This window comes from Mycobacterium sp. IDUB_3 (genome assembly GCF_055419585.1).
Genome location: NZ_JBVAXZ010000001.1, coordinates 414,794 through 434,135 on the forward strand (window position 1 = coordinate 414,794; position 19,342 = coordinate 434,135).

A 19,342-nucleotide genomic window follows, 5' to 3' on the forward strand; every position below is an offset into this window, starting at 1 on the left:
CTAATGTCCGTCACCCCCCTCGAGTGCTTGCCCGTCAATCCGCCGCGAGAGCAATTCGCGCGCAATGCATTACGTGATCATCGGCATGGCGCCAGCGGCAACGGGCGATGAGCGACACCGAAGCTGGGCTGGATGGCCGCGGCGTGGTGGTGTCGGGCGGCAGTCGCGGCATCGGACGAGCGGTCGCCGAGCTGCTGGCCGGCCTGGGCGCGAGTGTGGTCGTCAACGGGCGTGACGAACACGCCGTGGAAGAAACGGTCGCGGCGATCACGGCGTCGGGCGGGCGGGCCACCGCGGTGGTCGGACCCGCCGACGACGAGCGCGTCGCCCGCTGGCTCGTCGACGAATGCCTGAGCGCATTCGGACGGCTCGACACCCTGATCAATTGCGCCGGCATCGCCGAACCCCCCGGCTCGTCGATCCTGACGATCACCCCGGACGAGTTCGACCGGCTGATCAGTGGCCACCTCGGCACGGCCTTCCACACTTGCCGGGTGGCCGCCCCGGTGCTGGCCGAGCAAGGGCACGGAGCCATCATTAACACCAGTTCCGTGGCGTATCTGGGTGACTACGGCGGAACGGGATATCCGGCCGGCAAGGGCGCCGTCAACGGCCTGACTGTGGCCATCGCCGCCGAACTGAAGCCCTACGGCGTGCGGGCCAACGTGGTGTGCCCCGGCGCCAGGACACGGCTGTCCACCGGAGCCGAATACGAACAACACATCGAAGACCTGCACCGCCGTGGTCTGCTCGACGACATGACCATGCGGGCATCGCTCGACAGCGCTCCGCCCGAGTTCGTCGCACCGGTCTACGCCTACCTCGCCGGCGACTTGTCGCGGGGTGTGACAGGTCAAATCCTGGTTGCGGCAGGCGGTTTCGTGGGTAGCTTCGACCGCCAGACCCCGCGGCTGCTGGGCTACCGTGACCATCATCAGGCCGGGCCGTGGTCGGTGCGCGACGTTCACCAGATGATCGGTGGCGCGGCCCGGTGACGGGCAGGCCCCGGCGCCTGAGGCGGGCGAGCCTTACGAGAGCCGGTTGGCGGCGAAATCGGCTGCCTGGTCGACCATCCCGGCCTCGACGTACTGACGGTGGGCGGCGGGGTTGCCCGCGCCGGAACAAACCGGGTCGCCGGGGACGCACAACTCGAGCGTTTTCGCCGAATAGAGCGGCCCGATGTCGACCGGCGGCTGGTTGATGATGCTCATGAACTGGCTCGACGGCTTGCCGAACAGCGCCACCGCGGCCACGTGGCTGGCCACCTCGGCCGGCATCGGCTGAAGCGCCTGCACCAGGTGCACCCCGTCCGGCACCGCGCTTTCGGTGACGAAGCCCATCACCGCGGCGCCCTGCGAGTAGCCACCCAGGACCATCTTGGTGCGGGGGCAATTCGCCGCCATCCGTTCGACGTGACTGCCCGCGTCGCTGATGCCGTCGGCGGCCGTGGGGAAGTCGGTGGTGGCCGGATAGTTGACCGGATACACGCCGACCGACTTAGCGCCGACGTGTGAGCGCAAGGTGTCGACGAAGCTCTGGCCGATGCGGCCGACGCCGGGTGGCTCGGTGGTGCCCCGGGCGAACACCACCTCGACGTCGGGGCATGGGTCCGCGGACGCCGCTGCAGGGCCGACGAGCAGAGCCCAAATCGGCGATAGCACAGCACAAGTCAACACAGCGAGGGGATGCGCCTTCACAGCGCGATTTTGCCATAGGACGCCCGGGAGCGCGCGCTGAGCGGGCGGCCACCGCCGCGGATGTGACGAAGACCTCCAACTCGACGATTAGCCTCGGTCGGTCGAACGTCGGCGCGACGAGGATTCGCGCAACCCGGCGCAAAGCTCAGCCCTCGGGCCGGATCGGCCGCACACCGCTCGACGTGGGGACATAACGGCGAATATGTATGGTCAAGATCGCCGATTCTTGCCCGGCCGGTCAGGAGGCTTTTGACGAGCGTCGTCGCGTTCGCGGCGGCTCCGCGGCCCCCAGTGCATCCATGGCCCGGACCATCTGCGGGTAGGCGATCGCCGGGCCGATCCAGCGGGTGAGGTAGCGCCGGAGATCGGCACCGCTGCGCGGCGGCCGTCCGGGGTCGGTCAAGAAGGAATGGAGAACCCGCAGCGAGAATTCGTTCAGCTCGTCCAGGCCGGCTTCATCGAAACCGTAGTGCTCCCAGTCGATGTCGTAACGATGCAGCATCGAACGACCGAAGGCCAGGGCCGTATCGGAGATGATCGAAACCTTCTGGGCGCCGCGGCGGCGCTGGCTGAGCACGAACTCGACCTGGTTGTCCGCGGCCAGCTCTTCGACAGCGAAAGCCATTCCCTCGGTGATGGCCACCACCGGGTCGGTGACGCCCTCCAGGTGGGCCGCCATGCGGTCGAGGAAGCCGTCGGCCGACCGCATCGCGGACGCCACCATTAAGGCCTGCGTGCCGGGGAAGTATCGGTAGACGGTCTGCCGGGTCACCCCCAGTGCCCGCGCCACGTCCGCGATCCGCATCGCCGACCCACGTTCGTCGATGATCTTGTCGGCGGCGTCGAGGATGCGCTCGATCGCCTCCGCATCGGACGCCGGCGTGTTTCCGGCCCAACCGTGACTGCGCATGATTAACGGGCGGCAAACCCGTGGCCGGTGAACCCCACAGCTGGATCATAACGTCTGTCGCGACGCCATCGTTGCTGGCTAATCGCCGAGCCGCGCACCGATAGCGCGGCAGGACAATATGCGCATTATGTATGCTCACTGCGGGTCCGGAAGGCTCCGGCGCGACAGAGAGGCCGACCGATGCAGTACGACACCGTGATCACCAACGGGCGCTGGTTCGACGGGACGGGCGGGCCGTCGGCTCTGCGGGACATCGGCGTGCGTGACGGCCGCGTCGTCACCATCGCCAAGGGGCCACTCGACACGACCGGAGCCCGGGTCATCGATGCGACGGGGCAGTGGGTGATCCCCGGCATCATCGACATCCACACCCACTACGACATCGAAACGCTCTGCGAGCCTGCGCTTTCCGAATCGCTGCGGCACGGCGTGACGACGGTGATGCTGGGCTCCTGCTCGCTGTCCACCGTGTACCTGGACAACGTCGACGCCGGCGACATCTTCGGCCGCGTCGAGGCGATTCCGCGGCGCTATGTCATCGAACGGCTCAACGAAGCGCGGTCATGGAACAGCCCCAAGGAATATGTGGCCGCGCTCGAGCGGCTCAACCTCGGCCCCAACATCGCGGCGTTCATCGGGCACTCCGACATGCGCGCCGCGACGATGGGCCTGGACCGGGCGACCCGCAAGGACATTCGCCCGTCGGCGGTCGAACTGGCGCGGATGGAGTCGATGCTCGAAGAGGCTCTCGACGAAGGCTTCGTCGGGCTGTCCTCGCAGCAACTGCTCTTCGACAAGCTCGACGGTGAGGTGTGCCGGTCACGCACCCTGCCGTCGACCTATGCGAAGCCGCGTGAACTCCGGCGCCTGAACGCGATCCTGCGGCGGCGCAACAAAATCCTGCAGTCGGGCCCCGACATCAAGAACCCGTTGTCGATCGTCTCCCAGCTGGCCACGTCGCTCGGGGTCGGGCGTCGGCGGTTGAAGACCAGCCTGCTGTCGGCCGCCGACGTCAAGTCCTTGCCGCCGGTCATCTATCTCATGGACTGGCTCGCGCGGATGGTCAATGCGCTGGGCGCGGATTTCCGCTGGCAGCACCTGCCGGTGCCGTTCGAGGTCTACGCCGACGGGATTTCGCTGGTGATCTTCGAAGAGTTCGGCTCCGGTGCCGCGGCGCTGCACCTGGCCGACGAGATCGCCCGCAACGAGCTGATGCGCGACGAGGCCTACCGGCGTCAGTTCCGCAAGGACTACGACCAGAAGTACGGACCCCGGGTGTGGCACCGCGACTTCTTCGACGCAGATATCGTGGCGTGCCCCGACGAATCGGCGGTCGGTAAGTCCTTCGGTCAGGTGGGCCTGGACCGCGGTGGTCTGCATCCGGTCGACGCGTTTCTCGACCTGGTGCTCGAGCACGGCGAGAAGCTGCGCTGGCGCACCACGATCTCCAACCACCGGCCCGAATTGCTCAAGAAGCTCGCGCAAAGTCCCACCGTGCAGATGGGGTTCTCGGACGCGGGCGCGCACCTGCGCAACATGGCGTTCTACAACTCGGGCCTGCGCCTGCTGCGCCACGTGCGCGACGCCGAGAAGCAGGGCAGGCCGTTCATCTCGATGGAGCACGCTGTGCACCGGCTCACCGGTGAACTCGGCGCATGGTACGAGATCGACGCCGGCACGCTGCGTGAAGGCGACCGCGCCGACATCGTCATCATCAATCCGGACAAGCTCGACGAGTCACTCGAGTCCTACGCCGAGCATCCGGTCGAGTCCTACGGCGGGCTGTCGCGGATGGTGAACCGCAACGACGAGACGGTCACGGCGGTCCTGGTGTCCGGGAAACTCGCGTTCGGCGCGGGTGAGGCCTCGCCGGAGCTGGGCGAGCAGCGTTTCGGTGAGTTCCTCCGGGCCGGCAGCTCGGCACGAAAGCTGGCCTATACGGGCTAGCCACGCCTATTGACCTGGGACGCAGCAATTCTCATGCGACCGATGCGCCCAGGATGAGGTTGACGGCCTCGTCGAGCTGTCCGGAGATCTCGGCGAAGCTGACGAACCGGGCGGTCATCAGCGCGCCGGAAAAGGTCATCTGCAGCGTGGATTTCACGGATCGGGGCCACCCCGGGCCGAGCGCGGCCCCGATCCGTTTGGACACTTCTTCGCCGATCTGTTCCCGAAGCGGTGCGACCGCGGGATCGTCGGCCATCAGGGCGGCGCCGCAGGCGGCGGTCAACTCCGGCTCATCGGCGACGACGACCGCCATGTCCCGCAGCGTGGCGCTGACCCGGGTCTTGGTCGTGTCGTTGACGTCGGTATGTAGCGGCAGGTCGCGCAGGAAGCGCAGGTACACCGCCGCGACCAGCGCGCTTTTCGAGGGAAAGTAGGTGTAGGCGCTGGCCGGTGAAACCCCGGCGCGGGTCGCCACCGCGCGCATCGTCAGGTTCGCGTACGAGGATTCCCGCAGCTCCGTCAGCCCGGCATCGAGGACCTTTCGGATCGTCTGCCCGGGCCGGCGATCCGACCGGCGGGCCGCGCCGGCGCCCGCCGCTTTCCCGGCGACGACTGGGAACGACGCATCTCTAGACACCCGTCCAGTGTAGAAACGGGATTTGTCCCCAACAACAGCATCCGTCGCGGTCGGCTCACCTGCTATGCGGACGCGGGCGCCGTTTTACAGACAACTGTCTAAAACGGGACTGGCTGTCATCGGCGCACGTCGTTCTAGAGTGGCGCCTATGGGCGAAGCGGACCGGCATCGCTGGGACGAACGGTACGCGGCGAAGGGGCCGCCACCGTTGAGTTCGGTTGCGCTGCCCGCCGTTTTCGCGGGACATGCGGATCTGTTTCCCACCGCCGGCAGGGCCCTCGACCTCGCCTGCGGACAGGGGACCGGCTCGGTCTGGCTCGCCTCACGCGGCATGCGGGTGGTGGGGCTGGACGTTTCCACGGTGGCCATCAGCCAGGCGCGGGAACTGGCCCAGCGTGCCGCGGTGGGCAACCGCTGCCGCTTCGACGTGGTCGATTTCGACGGCGGTCTGCCGACCGGGACGCCGGTCGACGTCATCCTGTGCTGCAAGTTCCGCGACCCCCGCCTCGACCGGGCGATCGTCGAACGACTCTCGCCGGGCGGGCTGCTGGCGATCGCCGCACTGAGCGAGGTCGGGGCGAAGCCGGGCCCCTTCCGCGCAGCGGCCGGCGAGCTGCCCGCAGCCTTCGCCAGCCTGGACCTGATCGGTGCCGGCGAAGGCGACGGTCAGGCGTGGCTGCTGGCCCGGCGCTGAACCGTGGGCTAGCCGGCGTTTCCTTGCGCACGGGTGGAGCGGCGACGATCCGGCCGTCGCTTAGGCGCGCCGGTGCGGTGAGACGTCGCAGTTTCGGTGTGTGTGGGATTGGTCCGCGGCGACCTGCTGCTGCTGCGGCGACGCCGCTGCGCGCCGGAGTTGGCCCGATGCTGCGCAGGCGCGTGCGAGGGCGCCCGGGCGGGTGCGGGGGCCTGGTAGGGCGCCATTTCACCCACCAGCGCTTGCACCGCCTCAGATGCCGCGGTCACCTGCTGGGGAGCGACCTTGATACCGGCCTTGCGCATCAATGCCTGGGTGTCACGTCGCTGCTCGGGCAGGACGACGGTGACGACGTCGCCGGCGCTACCCGCCCGCGCCGTGCGCCCGGAGCGGTGCAGGTAGGACTTGTGCTCGGCGGGCGGGTCGATGTGCACGACGAGCGCGACCTCGTCGACGTGCACGCCGCGCGCGGCGATGTCGGTTGCCACCAGTACCCGGGCGCCGCCCGAGGCGAACATCGCAAGGTTGCGCTCGCGGGCGGGCTGAGACAGATTCCCGTGCAAGTCGACTGACGGAACTCCCGATTCGGTGAGCTGTTTGGCGAGTTTGCGCGCTTGATGCTTGGTGCGCATGAACAGAATTCGGCGCCCGGTGCCGGACGCCAGCCGGTGCACGACTTCCTTCTTGGCATCCGCATTGGCCACGTGGAACACGTGATGCGTCATTTCGGACACCGGCGAGTCGGCCCCATCGACGGAGTGCAGCACCTCGTCGCGGAGAAATCGGTTGACGAGCTTGTCGACGCCGTTGTCCAGGGTCGCCGAGAACATCAGCCGCTGGCCGCCATTCGGAGTGGCGGCCAGGATCCGGGTGACACCGGGCAGGAAGCCGAGATCGGCCATGTGATCGGCTTCGTCGATCACGGTGATCTCGATCGCCTCGAGGCTGATCAAACGCTGTTTCATCAGGTCCTCGAGCCGACCGGGGCAAGCCACCACGATGTCGACGCCGGACTTGAGGGCAGCTACCTGACGGTGCTGTGAAACGCCGCCGAAGATCGTGGTGACGCGCAGACCGCAGGGGGCTGCCAACGGCTCGAGCGTCGCGGTGATCTGGCTCGCCAGCTCACGGGTGGGCGCGAGCACCAAACCCGATGGCCGCGAGCGGCGGCCGCTGCGTTCGGAGAGTCGGCTGACCAGCGGAATCGAGAAGGCAAGGGTCTTCCCACTGCCCGTCTTCCCGCGGCCGAGTACGTCGCGGCCGGCCAGCGTATCAGGCAGGGTCGCAACCTGAATGGGGAATGGGTCGGTAATGCCGCGCTTCGTGAGCGCATCGACGATTGGTCTGCGCACGCCGAGGTCGGCAAAGGTTTTGTCGGTAGTCACTTTTCGGTGCCTTTCAGGCATCGGTCATGCCGGACCGGCAACGTGGTTGTCGCGCGCGGTTTTCGGCACAAGTTGGCGAGATTGCCGGAGGGCAAAATCGATCGCCGCGAGACAAGCTAGTGCGGGTGCACGGATCATCTGAACGTGGTGGTTGAGCCCGAAATTCGGGGCAGCACCAGTGGGATGAAGAAGCGTTCCACGACGTAGTTGACATCAGGCTTTGAAGCCAACGTTGCTGTGAAGCATAGCGCACCCCATGCACAACGACGAGAAAGCGCCCGGGCACTCCGGTGTGATGTGCGCCGCAGTGGAGCTCGCTCAGGATTCCAGCCTGGCCCGCACGGCGGCCAGCCTTTCCTCGAGTTCGGATTCATCGATGACACCGCGTGCCACGAGCGTGTGGGCCAACGCAACCAGTCGGTTCTCGGGATAGGGCAGGTCTGAGTAGACAGTCGCTGACAGGGCGTCCTCATCGTCGCGCCGGTCGGCAAAACCGAGAACCTTTGCACCGCACTGACTTTGGTCAATCGCATCGCAAATCCCGTCGAGGCTCGTCTGCCAGGGCGGCACCGGGTTGTCGACCCCGTGTTTTGCCGCCATGCGGCTCCAGACCTGGTTGCGTTGAACGATTTTCGCCAGCGGTGCCACAGTGGAGTCCCCGATGGGGTGCGGGGGGTGCGCGGTGCTCATCGGTGTCTCACTGCTCTACGGGGTGGACGGCCGGACGCGTCTGGGTGATGACGTTGGTCGTCACCCCCGGCTTGGGCAGCGCAACGCCGATCAGGCAATCGCGCGTGATGATTTCGACGAGTTGGTCCTCGGTCCAACCCTGTGTTCCTTCGGGACGGATGGGCATCACCATGAACCGATGCTTCTGGTTGGAATCTTCCACGCGGATCTCGACGTCTTCCGGAAGGATCAGTCCGAATTCCGCGAGCACCTGGCGCGGCCAGCGCACGATGCGACGGCGATAGTTGGGTGTGCGGTACCACTCCGGCGAATTGCCCAGGATCGGGCGCGGGTAGCACGAGCACAGGGTGCAGACGATCACATGATGCAGCGTCGGGGTGTCCTCCAGCACGTGCAGGGCGGTGAAGTCGCTCGGCGTTCCGAATCCGGTCGGTTCCAGCCAGTCGACGCCGACCGCCTTGCTGGCGGCGAGCGCATCCGAGCGCACCAACTCCTTGAAGTCGGGGTCGAGCCAGGCCCTGGCCACCAGGCGCGCCGCCGGGGTGGGGCCGATCTGTTCGGCGAATTCGGTGAAGCGGCGATGATCCTCGGCCGTGAAAATGCCCTTCTCGATGCACAATTCGCGAAGGGCGATCTCGAGGACTTCGAAGTCGGTGATCTCGTCCACCATGGGCGCGGCGGTGCGCTCGTGATCGTGTTCGTGGGCGGTCATGCTGAAGTCCTTTCCGACGCTATTCGGCCGAATCGAGCCACCGCTCGGGGATCTCGGTCTGCAACGTGTCGTTGCCCGGCCCGGTGTAGCCATGCCACAACTCGGACAGGTTGAACCGAACGATGTAGAACCATTCGGGTTGTTGGTCTGGCCCGTCCCAGGTTTCGTCCTCGGCGGCGGGGCTTTCGTAGGACACGACCGCGATCTCGCCCGTCGCGCCGCGCACGTACTCCTGAGTGCGGGTGTAGAGCAGCACGGGCAGATCTCGCACCACGACCTTGTCGCCGACGTTGAACTTGGGCTTGCCGGCCTGTCCGGCGAACACCTGTGGGTCGCCTTTGCCGGCGGCGTGGCGGTGGTGCCGGTTGCGGGTGACGGCGGCGGGGTCGCCTTCGGACTTCGGCTTGGCCTCCAAGGGTTTTCCGCTCAGGCCTCCCGCGTAGCGGGTCTTGACCTCGGCCATGCGCTCGGCCAATTCGCTGAGACCGATGTGGTGCTTTTCGGCGAGGACGCGTGCGACCGCCAGCAGCCAACGCCCGTAGTACGGGAGGCCGAGATAGATGGTTCGGCCCAGGTCGACGTTGCCCATCCGGCGGCGTTCCTCGGACAGCCAGATGCCACGCCAGCCGAGCACCTCGCACATCACATAGGTGTTGTGCTCCCAGATCTCGTACTGCTTGTTCTCGAATTCGATGGGAGCGTCCGGTTCGCCGCCGACGTCGTGGGGAGTCTTGACGTACGCGCTGAAGCGTTCGTGGTCAATGAGATCCGGCGTCGGAGCATCGGGGAGTTCGGGATAGGAGGACTGCAGCCGGGCTATCAGGTCGAGCTGTGCCGCTCGGTCCGACGGAGTCGTCATCCCAGCTCCATTCGTCACGGACTAGTCCAGCGCCTCCATACACTTCACTCCTCCCGCGAACATTGCGCAACCGCAAAGTGAATTCACCGGTATTGCGGTCTCCGGTAAGGTCACCAGGATGGAGCGGCGCGTCCTGGAAGCGGTCATTTACGAACGCGAACCGCCGATTGCGCGGATCATTCTGAACCGCGTGGACAAGGCCAACACGAAGGACGCGGTCCTGGTCGGCGAGGTCGACAGCTGCCTGCACGAGGCCGATCGCGACAAGGACATCAAGGTCGTCATTCTCAAGGCGAATGGCAAGGGATTCTGCGGCGGCCATGTGGCGCGCTGGGGCCCGGACGAAAACCCTTATCCGGATTTCGGGGACACCTTCGAGGACCTGTACAAGGGCACCGCCGATCTCTTTTTGTGGCCGACGCTGTACCTGTGGGAGTTCCCCAAGCCGACCATCTCGCAAATTCATGGTTATTGCATGGGCGGCGGTATCTATCTCGGCTTGCTGACCGACTTCTGCGTCGCCTCCGACGACGCGTATTTCCAGATGCCACTTGCCCAAAGCCTAGGCGAGCCCGGCGGGCACACGATGATCGAGCCGTGGCTGTTGATGAATTGGCACCGCACCATGGACTGGCTGCTGCTGGCGCCGACCCTGTCCGCGCAGCAGGCCCTCGAATGGGGCCTGCTCAACAAGGTGGTGCCGCGCGACGAGCTCGAGGACACCGTGGAGGAGATGGCGCGCAAGATCGCCCAAATCCCGTTGACCACACTGATGGCGGTCAAGAACAACGTGAAGCGCGCTTGGGAATTGATGGGCATGCGGGTGCATCTGCAGGTCAGTCATATCTTGACGAACATGGTCGGTGCCGCGTCCGACGTGCAGGCGCGCCGGGCGGAGCTGATGCAGTCGGGTATGAAGCCGCGTGAATTCGTCGACAAACCCGACTCTCCGCCAACGTGACAATGCCCGCCTAGCGGGTCATCTCGCCGGCGAGCTTTCGTCCCGCCGCGTGGCGGGCGGCGACGTAACCGAACACCATCGAGCTGGCGATGCTCGCACCGGCGCCGGGATACGTCCGCCCCATCACCGTCGCGGTGGTGTTGCCCGTCGCGTACAAGCCCTCGATCACCCGGTCGTGCTCGTCGAGAACCTGGGCGTGCTCGTTGGTGATCACACCGCCGCACGTCCCGACGTCGGCGGGGAGCACCCTCGTCGCGTAGTACGGGGCGGTGTCCAGCGGACCGATGGCGGCGTTGGGCCGATACCCGGGGTCGCCGAGACAGTCGTTGTAGGCCGACTGGCCGCGGCCGAAGTCGGGATCCAGCCCCCTGGCCGCGAAATGGTTGAATCGCTGGACTGTGGTCGCCAATTCGTCGGCGGGAAGGTCGATCTCGCGGGCCAGCTCGGAAATCGTCGCGGCGCGCTTGACCGCGCCGGACTCGATCAGCTCGGGGGGCAGCGGCTGATTCCGCTTCAGGGGATTCGCGCTGGTGACGTATCGGCGCACGTATCCTTCGTCGAAGATCATCCAGCACGGCACGGCCTTGTTCGCATACATCGCCTTGCCGACCTCGACGTAGGAGTTGGACTCGTTGCAGAACCGCCTGCCGGCCGAGTCGACGTAGATGGCGCCGGGGCGCTGACGTCCGGACCCCAGCGACGCGGCCACGGCACCGCCGTTGGCGATGAAAACCGAAGGCAGCCACCATGCCTCGTCCAACAGGTCGGTCTTGGCGCCCAGCCGCATCGCCGCCTCGAGCACCTCGCCGGTGTCGCCGGCATTGGCGATCGACCACTTCCCTTCGTTGGGCTGGTCACCGCTGTACCGGCGGCGCATCTCCTTGTTGTGGCCGAAACCGCCGGCGGCCAACAGGACTCCCTTGCGGGCCTCGACGTTGACCGGCCGCCCGTCGCGGACGACGCGCACGCCGACCACCCGACCGTCGTCGACGACCAGGTCGGCCATCGCGGCATCGGTCCATAACGGAGGATTCCCGTCGCTGAGCTCGATCAGCGCCTTGAGCATCTGGGCGATCAGCGACGCGCCGTTGGTGAGGAGCCGGCGTCGCCGGGCCCGCGCCAGCGCGGTGCGCAGGAAAACCCGCGATGCGACGGCGAAGGCGCGCGGCGCGCGGTTGAAATACTGGACGGACCGTAATTCGTTGGTCAGCACCACATATCCGTAGTTCTTGGCCAGCGGCGGCTGCACCTTGTCGCGCCACGTGCCGAGCCTGGCGGCATCGAACGGGATGCCCTCGACGGCACGGCCGGACGCGTTGCCGCCCTTGTGGTTCGGGTAGTAGTCGCTCCAGCCCGCACACCGGATCAGTTGGACACCTTTGCGGGTGAGGAAGTTGATCATTTCAAAGCCGGCGGTGAGGAACATCTCGCGTCGCTCGGGGGAGGAGGGCGCGCCGACGTCGCCGACCACGTCGGCCAGATATGCCAGGCCGTCCTCGTGCGAGTCCGCGATGCCGTCGGCCCGCATCAACGGGTTGTTCGGCAGCCAGACGATGCCGCCCGACAGCCCCGTCGAGCCGCCGACCAGCGGCTGCTTTTCGATGATCAGCGGTTCCAGGCCGCAGTCCAGCGCGGCCAGGGCGGCGACCATGCCACCCCCGCCGCTGCCCGCGATGACCAGGTCCGCACAGTGGTCCCACCGAGTCGTCATGGCGCCTCCGAGCCGAAGCCGAGATCGGCGATCGGTACATCGATGGTGGTGTTCGTCTTCTGGATGGCGGGCAGCAGGGTGGCGTACGGCAGGCCGGCCAGGAAACCGTCCACGACCCGTTCGAAATTCGAGATCAGGCCCTCGATCTGGTCGGACAGGCGCATGAATTCAAAGCCCTTGGAATGCAACCCCTTCTGCTGTCTGGGCAGGTTGGAGAAATCCTGGGCGGGAATGGGTGGCCAGCGCGGATCGTCGGGCGCCATCGGTTCGGGGGGCGTGGGTTTGCCGGCCGACGCGTCGGCCGGGAACCGGGTGAGAGACCAGATCTCGAACAGCGTCTCCTCGGGTCCCAGCGGACGGATGCGATACGAGGATGCGCTGCTGTAGGTCGGCAGGATGAAGTGGTGTGGGAAGGCGAATCCGATCGCGTCGGTGATCCCGCGGCGGACCAGATCGTTGAGATCGGGCATGCCGCTACCTCGGGCGCGGTGCCAGTTGACGACGGCCTCGTTGAGCGCACTGCGCCACGCCGCCATCGCCGCGGCCGGGTCGGGCGGCAGCTCGATGTTCTGCAGGCCCTCGGCGATGCGGATGTCGTTTTCGTGCGTCATGCCGCCCATGCCGTCGCCGAGCGTGCGCATGAAATACAGGCTGCTCGCGACGACGGGATGCACGGTCGAGGAGGGCTCGCCGGTCTGCGCGGACGGCAGCAGCTGCGGGTGGGTCTGCGGAACGTGGTAGCCCTCCATGAACGCCGCGGTCGCCAGTTTCCAGTTCACCGGCAGCCGGCACGATTGCCACCACTCCACGCGCAGCGAGTCCACCTGCCATGCGTCGTAAATCGTCGCGAACGGCTCCATCCAGTCACGCAACGCCGGCGCCTCGTTGTCGAGGTTGATCCACGCGCAACCGCCCCAGAGCTCGCAGCGTACGGACACCAGCCGCAGGTCGTCGTCGGCCATGTTCTCTTCCGTGAACGCCTCGGGCCGCAGGACGAACGTGTTGCGGCCGTCGATGCCCCAGCACCAGCCGTGAAACGGGCACACGAAGGTGCGCCGATTCCCGTTGCCCTCCACCAGCTTCACGCCGCGGTGGCGACAGGCGTTGTGGTAGGCGCGCACGGTGTCGCCGTCCACCCGGACCACGATGATCGACTCGTCGAGGATTTCGTATTCGACGAAGTCGCCGGGCTTGGGAATCTCCTCGAGCCGGCACGCCATCTGCCATACCCGCGGCCAGAACATCTCCGCTTCCAGCGCGTAGAAATCCGGGTCGTAGTAGCGCTGCTTGGGGATTCGATCGGCGGTCTGGACCGCCCACGGCACCGGTAGCGGCGTCCAATTCGCCCCCGGCCGGTGCGAGGCCTGTGCGTTGGTGATCTCGTTGCCCATTCCTACAGCCATCTCGTCATCCCTTGTCACATCACAAGATCCGCGATACCCGCCCTTGCCAATAGCGGTCGCGGATGCGTCTCTTGTACAGCTTTCCGTTCGGGTCGCGCGGCAACTCCCGGTCGAATTCGACGGTGCGCGGGCACTTGTACCCGGCCAGGTGAACCCGGCAGTATTCGATGAGTTCTGCCTCGAGCTCGGGCCCGGGTACCACGCCGTCGGCCGGCTGCACGACGGCCTTGACCTCTTCGCCGAATTCGTCGTTGGGGACTCCGAATACCGCCGCGTCGACCAGTTTCGGGTGCATGACAAGCAGATTCTCCGCCTCTTGCGGGTATATGTTGACCCCGCCGGAGACGATCATGAAGGTGGACCGGTCGGTGAGATAGAGGAACCCGTCTGAGTCGACATAGCCCATGTCGCCGAGCGATCGCCACCCGCGGTCGTTGTACACCGATGCGGTCTTGGCGGGGTCCTTGAAGTATTCGAAGTCGGGTCCGCCTTCGAAATAGAGCTCGCCGGATTCGCCGACGGGCAGTTCCTGCCCGTCCTCGCCGACCACGTGCACCGGGGCCATCGGAATCCCCACCGAACCGGGATGCGCGAGCCAATCCTGCGGCCCTATCGTGGTCCCCGCGAATCCCTCGGTGCCACCGTAGTATTCGTGAATGATGGGTCCGAACCACTCCATCATCCGGTGTTTGACATCGACCGGACACGGCGCCGCCGCGTGAATGACGCACCGCAGGCTCGACACGTCATAGCGTTCGCGGACCGCCGGAGGCAACTTCAGCATGCGCACGAACATCGTGGGCACGAACTGCGCGTGGGTCACCCGATGGGTGTCGATCAGACGCAACACCGTTTCGGCATCGAACTTGCGCATGATGATCGACGCGGCGCCCACCCGGTTGGCCGCCATGGTGTAGTTCACCCCGGCCGCGTGATACAGCGGCGCGGGGGACAGGTACACACTCGACGGGCTCATCCCGTACTTGTGGATGAGTGCCATCTCGAGCACCGACTGCGCCCAGGATCCATTGCCGTCGAAGGGAAGTGGTCGTCGCACCGCCTTGGGCCGTCCGGTGGTGCCGGACGAATAGAGCATCTCCGACCCGTCCGATGCCGGTGGGGCGTCGCCGGGCGCCGCCAGCGCGTCCTCGTAGCATCGCCAGCCCGGCAGGGGTCCGCCGACCGCGATGTGGGCGATCACCGCGACATTGGCCGCGCGGATGTGCGCGGCCAGTTCGGGCATCGAAGCATCGATGAAGACCGCCTTGGCGTCCGAATCATCGATGACGTAGCCGACCTCGTCGGGCAGGAAATGGGTGTTGACCGCGGTGTAGTAGAGGCCCGAAAGTTGAGCGCCCCAGGTGATTTCGAGGAACTCCGGCCGGTTCGGCAGGACCAGGGCCACACCGTCGCCGCGGCGCAGCCCTGCCTCGTGCAGCGCTGCGGCCACCCGCTGACTGCGGGCATACAGTTCGCCGAACGAGATCGCGTCGCCGTCAATCACCAGTGCCGGTGACCGTGCGGCTGCGATCGCGTGATCGGCGATGTTCACCGGTGGACCTATGTTGTTGCGGCGCCGTCGGTCTGGGCGGCGGCCGCGGCCTGGCGGCGGGCGTGCTCGGAGGGCAACACCTTGTCCTTGAACACGGTCTGAATCAGCTGCTGAACGTCCTTGCTGATCGAGGCGAGCGCGACGAGGTCGTTGGAACTCTGCCAGTGCACCCGCATGCCCATCAGCTCCCAGGCGCGTTTGAGGTTGGCCTTGGTGAGCATCAGGGTCGTCAACGGTGCCTGGGCGATATGGCGGGCGATCGCGTCGACACGGTCGTCGAGCTGGTCTCGCGGGACGACCTCGTTGACCAGGCCGACGTCGAGAGCCTTCTTGGCGTCGATCACCTCCGCGGTGAACAGGTAGTAGGCGGCGCGGCGCCAGTTCATGAACACCCAAGGCTCGATGGAACACTCACCGGATGGCATGCCGAACCCCTGCAGCGGTGGGTAGGAGAAGTAGGCGTCCTCGGACGCGATGACGATGTCGGTGGTCAGGCCCATGTGCGTACCACCGCCCACGCAGTAGCCGTGCACCTGCGCGATGGTGGGCTTGGAGAACTCCCACAGGTTCAGGGTCGGCTTGACGAACAGGTCCGACTGCGCCTTCCACGGGTGGCCCGTCACCATGGCGTTCTCCACGAACGACGGATAGTCGACGGCATTGTTGCCGATCGCGTGTCCGGAACAGAAGCCCTTGCCGTTGGCCTTGAGTACCAGCACCTTGATGTCGTAGTCGCGGTCGGCGTCCAGCAACGCGGCGTCGACCTCTTCGGCCAGCTTCTGGTCCTGCGCGTTGGCCTTTTCGGGCCAGTTCAGCGTGATGCGGGCGATCGGCCCCTCCTTTTCGTAGATGATTCTCTCGCGGGTCTCGTTGAGATCCATCGGGCTTACCCTTCCTCGTTAGGACGTGATGACGCCGATTTCGGCGCCGATGTCATAGGTGGTCCCGACCTGGCCCGTCCATCGCACGGTGCCGGACGCCCCCGCCTCGATCTCCTGTTCCACTTTTTCGGTGGCGATCACGTAGATCGGCGTGCCCGCCTCGACGTGCTCACCCGCCCCGACCAGCAGGCCGGTGAGTTCGGCCTCGGCGACCGCCACGGAGACCCGCGGGATGCGAATGATGAAGTCAGCCATGCACCTTCGCCCTTTCCAGGGTGCGCTGGACCGCTGCCACGATGCGCGCCGGCGACGGATACACCTGCGCCTCGAGTCCCGCGGCGGCCGGGTTCGGCACGAACCGCGCGGCGACTCTCTCGATCGGCGCGGCGAGTTCGCCGAACAGCTCGGTTGACAGCGTCGCGGCGATTTCGGCTCCCGGACCGCCGAATTGGACCGCGTCGTGCACGATGACGGCCCGACGAGTGCGCCGGACGGATTCGACGATGGCCTCGACATCGAGAGGCACCAGGGTGCGCAGGTCGACGACCTCGGCGCTGACGCCCTGCTCGGCCAGGGTGGCCGCGGCGGCGAGCGCGTCGTGCACGCAACGTCCATAGCCGATCAGGCTCACGTCGGTGCCGGGCCGCTTGATCTCGGCCTGGCCCAGCGGAATCGAGAAGCCGGGTTCGACGGGGACGGGGCCCTTCTTGCTCTGCAACCGGATGGTCTCGATGAAAAGGCAGGGATCGGGGTCGAAGATCGCCGACGTCAGCAGTCCCTTGCCGTCGCGCGGGGTGGACGGCACGATCACCTTCATCCCGGGGATGTGCATGAACCACGCCTCCAGGCTCTGCGAATGCGTCGCGCCGGTGGCCAGGCCGGCATACACCTGGGTGCGAACGGTGATCGGCGCCGACGTGCGTCCGGCCGTCATGAACCGCAGTTTGGCGGCGTTGTTGATCAGCTGGTCGGCGGCGATGCCGATGAAATCCATGATCATGATCTCGGCAACCGGCAGCAGTCCGTCGATGGCGGCGCCGATGGCCGCGCCGAGGATGGCGGCCTCCGAAATCGGGGTGTCCAGGACGCGTTCGTGGCCGTACTTGGTCGACAGCCCCGCGGTCGGCCCGGATGCGCCGGGATCGGCGATGTCCTCACCGAGCAGAAACACCCGATCGTCGGCCGCGAGCGCCTGATCCAGCGCCAGGTTCAGCGCCTCGCGCATCGTCATCTCTTTGTCGTCCATCGCCGAATCCTCAGACCGGGAACCCGATCGGGGTCGCATACACGTCCCGGTCGAGTTCGTCCGCCGTGGGTGAATCGGCGCTCATCACCGCCTGCAGCGCGGACTCCACTGTCGCCAGCGCCTCGTCGTCGATCCGCGCGAGTTCGTCTTCGTCGCACACGCCGGCGTCCGCGAGGTGCCGGCGGAAGCGCGGCACGGGGTCGGCGGCCATCGCCGCCTCGAGTTGTTCGGCGGGGATGTAGGACATCCGGTCGCCGAAATAGTGGCCGCGGAAGCGGAAGGTCACGCATTCGATGAGAGTGGGGCCGGCCCCGGCGCGGGCCCGCCGCAACGCCGCCTCGAGCGCAGCTGTCACCGCCAGCGGGTCGTTGCCGTCCACGCGCACACCCCGCATCCCGTATCCGGCGGCCCGATCGGCCACCCGCTCGAGCTTCATGGTGTCTCCGGTCGGTGTCATCTCGGCGTACAGGTTGTTCTGGCAGACGAATACCATCGGCAGATCCCAGAGCGCGGCCATGTTGGCCGCCTCGTGGAAGGAACCGGTGTTGGTGGCACCGTCACCGAAGCTCACCACGGTGACCCGATCGAGCCCCTTGCGCTTGGCGGCCATTGCCAGCCCCACCGCCACCGGCGGCCCGGCCCCGACGATGCCTGTCGAAAGCATCACGCCGACCTCGGGTTTGGCGATGTGCATGGTGCCGCCCTTGCCCCGGCTCGCACCGACGGTGCGGCCCATCATTTCGCCGTAGATCTCCTCGAGCGGCACCCCCTTGCCGATGAGGTCGTGCAGCCCGCGGTAGGTGGTCACCAGCTGATCGTCGGGCCGCAGCGCGACACCCATCGCGGCGGCGATCGCCTCCTGGCCGCGCGACGGCCAATACACGCACATGAACTCCCCGGTGCCGATCCCCCTGGACAGCCGGTCGTCGGCCGCCTTCATCAGCACCATGAGCGCGTAGAGGCGCCGTTGGTAGGAGCGATCGTCGGTCATCGTGCAGTCCCGTTGCGGTGCAGTCTGTTTGGTGTCATCGCGGTCATGCTCCCGACCATGGCTTGACCTTGAGGAAACCGCCGCCGTCCACGCGGAGTTGCTGGCCGGTGATATAGCGGGCGGCGTCGGAGGCGAGGAACAGCACCGCCTCGCTGATGTCCTCGGGCTCGACGTAGGGGATCGGCATCGCCTGGACGACCGGGAAGATGGGTTCGGCGTCCTCGCGGGTCGGTTCCTTCAGGTCGGGTCGGAAGGCGCGGTACATCGGCGGGCTGTGCAACATGTCGGTGTTGACATTCGTCGGGTGCACCGCGTTCATCCGGATGGAGAACGGGGCGAGCGCCAGGGCGAAGTCGTTGACATAATGCGCGGCAGCCAATTTCGCGAAGGCATAGCCGGCCCCGCCGGGGCCGCCGTCGATGCCGGTGGTGTTCATCGACGACATGAAGGCCGCGTTGGAACCGATGACGACGATCGATGCGCCGGACTGCAGGTGTTTGAGGCTGGCGTGGACGAGGTTGAGCACGCCCACCAGATCCACGTCCACCGCGTCGGCGAAAGCCTTCGGTGGCAGACCCGCAGTCAGAGGGCAGATGCCGGCGTTGGCCACCACGACGTCGAGGTGCCCGAATTCGGCGACGCCCTCGTCGATGGCCGCGGACAGGGCGACTCGGTCGCGGACGTCGGCGATCGCGGTATGGACGCGCTGGCCCTCCTTCTCCACCAGCCGTGCCGTTTCGTCCAGGTCCTCGGGACGGGCCAGGGGATACTCATTGGTGTCGATGTCCGCGCAGAGGTCCACGGCAATGATGTCGGCACCCTCGGCGGCCAGCATCCGCGCATGAGAACGGCCCTGACCGCGCGCGGCGCCACTGATCACGGCCACCTTGCCCGTCACTCTGCCCATCGCCCGTCCTTCGTCCGTGTGTCTATATCACGACCCGCATTGGGGCACAACGCCATTCGTTGTCCCGACTGATATCGCGGCGGGACTGAATCGACTTCTCGCCCGTCCGCGCCGTATTGCGGCACGCGGTCATCGCGGTGGGCGTCGGAATGCGACCTC

The 19,342-nt window shown here is 66.6% G+C and carries 19 protein-coding genes; 4 read left to right on the forward strand and 15 right to left on the reverse strand.

Going from position 1 to position 19,342, the window contains the following annotated elements:
* Positions 1 to 107 precede the first annotated feature (107 nt).
* Complete coding sequence (locus tag ACZYVJ_RS01620) at positions 108 to 995, forward strand: SDR family NAD(P)-dependent oxidoreductase (RefSeq protein ID WP_463829399.1); 888 nt, start codon at positions 108 to 110, stop codon at positions 993 to 995.
* A 33-nt stretch (positions 996 to 1,028) separates the two neighbouring features.
* Here the strand turns inward: ACZYVJ_RS01620 and ACZYVJ_RS01625 are convergent, their stop codons facing one another.
* Positions 1,029 to 1,661, reverse strand: a complete 633-nt coding sequence (locus ACZYVJ_RS01625; protein WP_463829400.1) for a cutinase family protein — start codon at positions 1,659 to 1,661, stop codon at positions 1,029 to 1,031.
* A 274-nt stretch (positions 1,662 to 1,935) separates the two neighbouring features.
* A complete protein-coding gene (locus ACZYVJ_RS01630; protein ID WP_463829401.1) occupies positions 1,936 to 2,607 on the reverse strand; it encodes a TetR/AcrR family transcriptional regulator in 672 nt (223 codons plus the stop codon).
* Between the two features lie 180 nt (positions 2,608 to 2,787).
* Between ACZYVJ_RS01630 and ACZYVJ_RS01635 the strand changes: the two genes are divergently transcribed.
* Complete coding sequence (locus ACZYVJ_RS01635) at positions 2,788 to 4,554, forward strand: N-acyl-D-amino-acid deacylase family protein (RefSeq protein ID WP_463829403.1); 1,767 nt, start codon at positions 2,788 to 2,790, stop codon at positions 4,552 to 4,554.
* 31 nt (positions 4,555 to 4,585) lie between these two features.
* Here the strand turns inward: ACZYVJ_RS01635 and ACZYVJ_RS01640 are convergent, their stop codons facing one another.
* Complete coding sequence (locus ACZYVJ_RS01640) at positions 4,586 to 5,191, reverse strand: TetR/AcrR family transcriptional regulator (RefSeq protein WP_463829404.1); 606 nt, start codon at positions 5,189 to 5,191, stop codon at positions 4,586 to 4,588.
* 148 nt (positions 5,192 to 5,339) lie between these two features.
* On the opposite strand from ACZYVJ_RS01640, the gene ACZYVJ_RS01645 reads away from it, so the two are divergent.
* A complete protein-coding gene (locus ACZYVJ_RS01645; protein WP_463829405.1) occupies positions 5,340 to 5,885 on the forward strand; it encodes a class I SAM-dependent methyltransferase in 546 nt (181 codons plus the stop codon).
* 8 nt (positions 5,886 to 5,893) lie between these two features.
* On the opposite strand, the gene ACZYVJ_RS01650 is transcribed toward ACZYVJ_RS01645, so the two are convergent.
* The 4 genes from ACZYVJ_RS01650 to ACZYVJ_RS01665 all read right to left on the reverse strand — a co-directional run bounded on the left by ACZYVJ_RS01650 (position 5,894) and on the right by ACZYVJ_RS01665 (position 9,531).
* Positions 5,894 to 7,270, reverse strand: a complete 1,377-nt coding sequence (locus ACZYVJ_RS01650; protein ID WP_463829406.1) for a DEAD/DEAH box helicase — start codon at positions 7,268 to 7,270, stop codon at positions 5,894 to 5,896.
* 318 nt (positions 7,271 to 7,588) lie between these two features.
* Positions 7,589 to 7,960 carry a thiocyanate hydrolase gene (locus tag ACZYVJ_RS01655; protein WP_463829407.1) on the reverse strand — a complete coding sequence of 124 codons (372 nt, stop codon included), beginning with the start codon at positions 7,958 to 7,960 and terminating at the stop codon, positions 7,589 to 7,591.
* Between the two features lie 7 nt (positions 7,961 to 7,967).
* Complete coding sequence (gene scnC / locus ACZYVJ_RS01660; protein ID WP_463829408.1) at positions 7,968 to 8,672, reverse strand: thiocyanate hydrolase subunit gamma; 705 nt, start codon at positions 8,670 to 8,672, stop codon at positions 7,968 to 7,970.
* A gap of 19 nt (positions 8,673 to 8,691) precedes the next feature.
* The gene (locus tag ACZYVJ_RS01665; RefSeq protein ID WP_463829409.1) at positions 8,692 to 9,531 is read right to left on the reverse strand and encodes an SH3-like domain-containing protein; all 840 of its coding nucleotides are present in this window, start codon (positions 9,529 to 9,531) and stop codon (positions 8,692 to 8,694) included.
* Positions 9,532 to 9,649: 118 nt separating this feature from the next.
* On the opposite strand from ACZYVJ_RS01665, the gene ACZYVJ_RS01670 reads away from it, so the two are divergent.
* Positions 9,650 to 10,492, forward strand: a complete 843-nt coding sequence (locus ACZYVJ_RS01670) for an enoyl-CoA hydratase-related protein (RefSeq protein WP_463829410.1) — start codon at positions 9,650 to 9,652, stop codon at positions 10,490 to 10,492.
* Between the two features lie 10 nt (positions 10,493 to 10,502).
* Here the strand turns inward: ACZYVJ_RS01670 and ACZYVJ_RS01675 are convergent, their stop codons facing one another.
* Genes ACZYVJ_RS01675 through ACZYVJ_RS01710 form a run of 8 tightly spaced genes read right to left on the reverse strand, consistent with a single transcriptional unit; the run spans position 10,503 to position 19,183 of the window.
* Positions 10,503 to 12,203 (reverse strand): FAD-binding protein, encoded by a 1,701-nt coding sequence (locus ACZYVJ_RS01675; protein ID WP_463829411.1) that lies wholly within the window; start codon positions 12,201 to 12,203, stop codon positions 10,503 to 10,505.
* Complete coding sequence (locus tag ACZYVJ_RS01680) at positions 12,200 to 13,594, reverse strand: aromatic ring-hydroxylating oxygenase subunit alpha (RefSeq protein WP_463832792.1); 1,395 nt, start codon at positions 13,592 to 13,594, stop codon at positions 12,200 to 12,202. Before ACZYVJ_RS01680 ends, ACZYVJ_RS01675 begins: the two co-directional genes overlap by 4 nt.
* 31 nt (positions 13,595 to 13,625) lie before the next feature.
* Positions 13,626 to 15,158: an acyl-CoA synthetase gene (locus ACZYVJ_RS01685; protein WP_463829412.1), complete on the reverse strand. Its 1,533-nt coding sequence runs from the start codon at positions 15,156 to 15,158 to the stop codon at positions 13,626 to 13,628.
* An 8-nt stretch (positions 15,159 to 15,166) separates the two neighbouring features.
* The gene (locus ACZYVJ_RS01690; RefSeq protein ID WP_463829413.1) at positions 15,167 to 16,039 is read right to left on the reverse strand and encodes an enoyl-CoA hydratase-related protein; all 873 of its coding nucleotides are present in this window, start codon (positions 16,037 to 16,039) and stop codon (positions 15,167 to 15,169) included.
* A gap of 18 nt (positions 16,040 to 16,057) precedes the next feature.
* Complete coding sequence (locus ACZYVJ_RS01695; protein ID WP_463829414.1) at positions 16,058 to 16,294, reverse strand: biotin/lipoyl-containing protein; 237 nt, start codon at positions 16,292 to 16,294, stop codon at positions 16,058 to 16,060.
* Positions 16,287 to 17,285 carry an alpha-ketoacid dehydrogenase subunit beta gene (locus ACZYVJ_RS01700; RefSeq protein ID WP_463829415.1) on the reverse strand — a complete coding sequence of 333 codons (999 nt, stop codon included), beginning with the start codon at positions 17,283 to 17,285 and terminating at the stop codon, positions 16,287 to 16,289. The genes ACZYVJ_RS01695 and ACZYVJ_RS01700 overlap by 8 nt, the downstream gene beginning before the upstream one ends.
* Positions 17,286 to 17,295: 10 nt before the next feature.
* On the reverse strand, positions 17,296 to 18,276 hold the full coding sequence (locus ACZYVJ_RS01705; protein ID WP_463829416.1) for a thiamine pyrophosphate-dependent dehydrogenase E1 component subunit alpha: 981 nt from the start codon (positions 18,274 to 18,276) through the stop codon (positions 17,296 to 17,298).
* 43 nt (positions 18,277 to 18,319) lie between these two features.
* Positions 18,320 to 19,183, reverse strand: coding sequence for a mycofactocin-coupled SDR family oxidoreductase (locus ACZYVJ_RS01710; protein WP_463829417.1), 864 nt, complete (start codon positions 19,181 to 19,183; stop codon positions 18,320 to 18,322).
* Positions 19,184 to 19,342 lie beyond the last annotated feature (159 nt).